Raw genomic sequence first — 253 nt, 5'->3', positions numbered from 1 at the left:
GTTCCGTCGGCTGATGCGGCTGAGGAAGACGAGGTCCTGAGCGCTCCGTCGGCTGATGCGGTTGAGGAAGACGAGGTTCTGAGCGCTCCGTCGGCTGATGCGGCTGAGGAAGACGAGGTTCTGAGCGTTCCGTCGGCTGATGCGGCTGAGGAAGACGAGGTCCTGAGCGTTCCGTCGGCTGATGCGGTTGAGGAAGACGAGGTTCTGAGCGCTCCGTCGGCTGATGCGGCTGAGGAAGACGAGGTTCTGAGCG

The 253-nt window shown here is 63.2% G+C and carries 1 protein-coding gene; it reads left to right on the top strand.

Features of this window, described 5'->3' with window-relative positions; all coding sequences use genetic code 11:
• Positions 1–253, top strand: a 253-nt coding sequence (locus tag BCY78_RS25790) for a hypothetical protein (RefSeq protein ID WP_199523214.1), incomplete at both ends; no start/stop codon positions are given.

This window comes from Pararhodobacter sp. CCB-MM2, from assembly GCF_001691415.1.
In the GTDB taxonomy this organism is placed as follows: domain Bacteria; phylum Pseudomonadota; class Alphaproteobacteria; order Rhodobacterales; family Rhodobacteraceae; genus Pararhodobacter.
The sequence above is the reverse complement of the archived record's forward strand: the minus strand, read 5'-3'. Positions and strand labels throughout refer to the sequence as shown.